Genomic DNA, 2,908 nt, shown 5'->3' with positions numbered 1-2,908 from the left:
AAGCCCTCTGCGCTATCATTCGATTTTCGTCTAGGAAAATTCCTCATGCAGCGTCTCGCCATACCTTCGGATTACGTCCTGCAGTTCATCCTGGGCCGCGCCTCCTATGTCCTCCCATGGGAGGACAAACTTTGCCCAGGTAATCCAGCAGATGATCCCGAAACTGGCGCAGAGGAATACAACGCATATGCCATCAAAAAGGCGCAGGAAGTCGGCAGAGCAACGAAACCAGACCCCGTGCTAGATGCAGTGTATTTGGCGTTAAAAACGCCTGGAGAGGCTTACAGGGCCCTTGCTGAGGATCTTGCGGAGGCTTATCAAGGTCGTTATAGGTTTCTCATAGACAATTTGGCCCAGTGGGACGAAGAAACCAGGTGGTTGAGGGCTGACCTGGTTTTTTCCAATTCTGAGCTTCGCCATTTGTCAGCCACGCAAGTGATGGCTTTACGAACAAGGGCCGCCGAGGCCTGACGCGCTGCGCTTGTCCCCTCGACCTCCATACGGGAACAGGTTCCCGTACTCCGATCGAGGCCAGTCCATCCACCGTTGAAATTCCTCAGGTCAGGGGCCGCGACCCCGGCTCGTCGTGACTCGCTTCACCGTCGCGGCGAACGGAGTCCCGGGCGGAGCGAACCCTTGACCCTTCGCTGATCAAATCACCCTCTGGCGCTCTGTTCCTGGCCACCGGCCGGGAGCGGAGGCCCCCAGCATGGGTGCTGTTGATTTTGCTTTTGGCGCTCTGGGTAGTATTGCGAAATGTTCTTCACCCCCCTCCCGGATCCTGTGGGGTGCTGTTACACCCCCACTTTACCGAAGACTCCTTCGTTTTTTGGCTCTGGAGTGGAGGCGCAAACCTCGCCCGTTATGTTCCTGGTCGTGATGAGAAAATTTGCCATCACCACTGAGGAGCTGGGCATGAGGGTTTCAATCGAGCTGGATCGTAAGGATGTTTTGTCCCTGATCGCTGTTTTTCTGCTGATGCTCCCGGATTCCGGGGCTTTGCGCGGTTCTGAGGCTGGCGAGTCCCTGCTTTACTTGATACATAGAAACAATGTGTTAGCAGGTGCTATGCTCGGCCCCACGAATAAGGGGGCCATGAATGGCGCATAAAAAAACCCCTGAGAACTCTTCCAACTTGGCAGGCGGGGAGTTCACAGGGGCTGACGAAGCTAGGCTTCTGGACGAGAGAATAACACGCTACGGCGTGGCTCACACAAGGTCTCAGGCGATGCTAGAACATCTCCGAAAGACCCCGTCCGAAGCGACCATCAAGACTGCCGCTAGCCTTGCCAGCTGTGGTAATTACCTGCATTTCCGGGAGTACTTCACCGTGGGCAAGGTACGGCTGCATAGCGCGACGTTCTGCAAGCAGCACCTGGTCTGTCCGTTGTGCGGCATTCGCCGCGGTGCCAAGGCTCTTGGGGCTTACTTGACCCGCTGGCAGGTGATCCAGGAGGAACGCCCGGATCTGCGGCCCTATCTCCTGACCCTAACAGTCAAAAACGGGCCGGATCTTGAAGAGCGTCAATCGCACCTCGCGAAGTCGCTACGTCGCTTGATGGATCGTCGTCGCTACTTCAATGCCGGTACTCGTGGCGCTCCCTGGACAGAGCTTTGCAAAGCCGAGGGGGCCGTCTACACCCTCGAGCTGACCAACAAGGGCAATGGCTGGCACCCGCATTGTCACATGATCATTCTGGCCACATCACAGCCCTCCCAAACCGACCTCAGCACCGAGTGGCACAAGATCACCGGTGACAGCATGGTCGTGGATTGCAGGCCCATCCTGGGCGATCCCGTTGAGGGTTTCATGGAGGTGTTCAAGTACGCCGTGAAATTCTCCGATCTGACCTTGGCTGACAACTGGCACGCGGCGCAGATCCTCAAGGGCAAGCGCCTGCTGAACAGCTTCGGCTTGTTCCGTGGCGTTGAGATTCCCGACTCGCTGCTCGATGAGCCGCTCGACGGGCTTCCGTACCTGGATAGGTTCTATCGCTACCTGGGCGATTCATACCAGCCGGCGAGCATCAGGGAGTGAGGGCAGGCGACAGCGTAGCGCCTGCCTGCCTCACTCCCTGAAATTGCCGCTCCTATGGCTCACCTATTGCTGCGGCAATAGGCCCAACAATAGGACCTGCAATACAACCGCCAAGAGCCAAAAACATAGAACCCAACAGCAAAATGCCGTCACCCCTGCGGGGCTCCGTGGCCGCCCCTCCGGGCCGCCCAAACCTCCCGGGGGAGCGCCCCGGAAGGCCTTCAGGGTTCTGAATCGCTGCGCGATCCGCCACCCTCTTTCCTCCCCTGCGCCCTGGACGGGCTTGTCTCGAAAATTCACCCGCGTGCGCGCCCGGCAAAGCCGGACCAACCCGCTTTCTGAGACTGCGCGACGCATCGGCGCGGGACTCCGTCCCTCCCTCTGCTGCTTCGGCTCGAAACCAGGTTGGTCCGGTTTCACCTGACGCGCACGCAAGCGGTGCGGCCGGATGCTTCGCACCCTGGTTTCGCCCTGGACGGGCTGCACCAGGGCAGAACGGAAAAATTCGGCCTGGGGGCCATTTTTCCTCACCCCCCTCGTGGGCTCGGGTGGCGTCTGTCAGGCTGTTTCCGTCGTCTTCGACGCCGGTTTATCAGAGCGGCTTTTGGCCGCTCTGGAAGCAGCTTTCGCTGCCCAAAGCCCTCTGCGCTATCATTCGATTTTCGTCTAGGAAAATTCCTCATGCAGCGTCTCGCCATACCTTCGGATTACGTCCTGCAGTTCATCCTGGGCCGCGCCTCCTATGTCCTCCCATGGGAGGACATAGGAGGCGCGGCCCAGGATGAACTGCAGGACGTAATCCGAAGGTATGGCGAGACGCTGCATGAGGAATTTTCCTAGACGAAAATCGAATGATAGCGCAGAGGGCTT

4 protein-coding genes are annotated in these 2,908 nt (G+C 58.5%); 3 read left to right on the top strand and 1 reads right to left on the bottom strand.

Annotated elements, in window-relative coordinates; translation table 11 throughout:
• The 3 genes from JFT63_RS29310 to JFT63_RS29300 all read left to right on the top strand — a co-directional run.
• Positions 1–471, top strand: a 471-nt coding sequence (locus tag JFT63_RS29310) for a hypothetical protein (protein WP_233101310.1), incomplete at its 5' end; no start/stop codon positions are given.
• A 285-nt stretch (positions 472–756) separates the two neighbouring features.
• The gene (locus tag JFT63_RS29305) at positions 757–1,110 is read left to right on the top strand and encodes a hypothetical protein (protein ID WP_127652685.1); all 354 of its coding nucleotides are present in this window, start codon (positions 757–759) and stop codon (positions 1,108–1,110) included.
• Between the two features lie 118 nt (positions 1,111–1,228).
• A complete protein-coding gene (locus tag JFT63_RS29300; RefSeq protein ID WP_196492187.1) occupies positions 1,229–2,038 on the top strand; it encodes a protein rep in 810 nt (269 codons plus the stop codon).
• A 666-nt stretch (positions 2,039–2,704) separates the two neighbouring features.
• On the opposite strand, the gene JFT63_RS29295 is transcribed toward JFT63_RS29300, so the two are convergent.
• Positions 2,705–2,908, bottom strand: a 204-nt coding sequence (locus tag JFT63_RS29295) for a hypothetical protein (RefSeq protein ID WP_233101309.1), incomplete at its 5' end; no start/stop codon positions are given.

This window comes from Pseudomonas sp. MF7453 (assembly GCF_016405455.1).
Taxonomy (GTDB): Bacteria; Pseudomonadota; Gammaproteobacteria; order Pseudomonadales; family Pseudomonadaceae; genus Aquipseudomonas; species Aquipseudomonas paralactis.
This window is presented reverse-complemented; position numbering and strand designations above follow the sequence as displayed.

Excerpts from the sequence above, each read along its gene's own strand:
- JFT63_RS29305 (WP_127652685.1), top strand. The coding sequence starts at position 757 with ATGTTCTTCACCCCCCTCCCGGATCCTGTGGGGTGCTGTTACACCCCC.
- JFT63_RS29300 (WP_196492187.1), top strand. The coding sequence starts at position 1,229 with ATGCTAGAACATCTCCGAAAGACCCCGTCCGAAGCGACCATCAAGACT.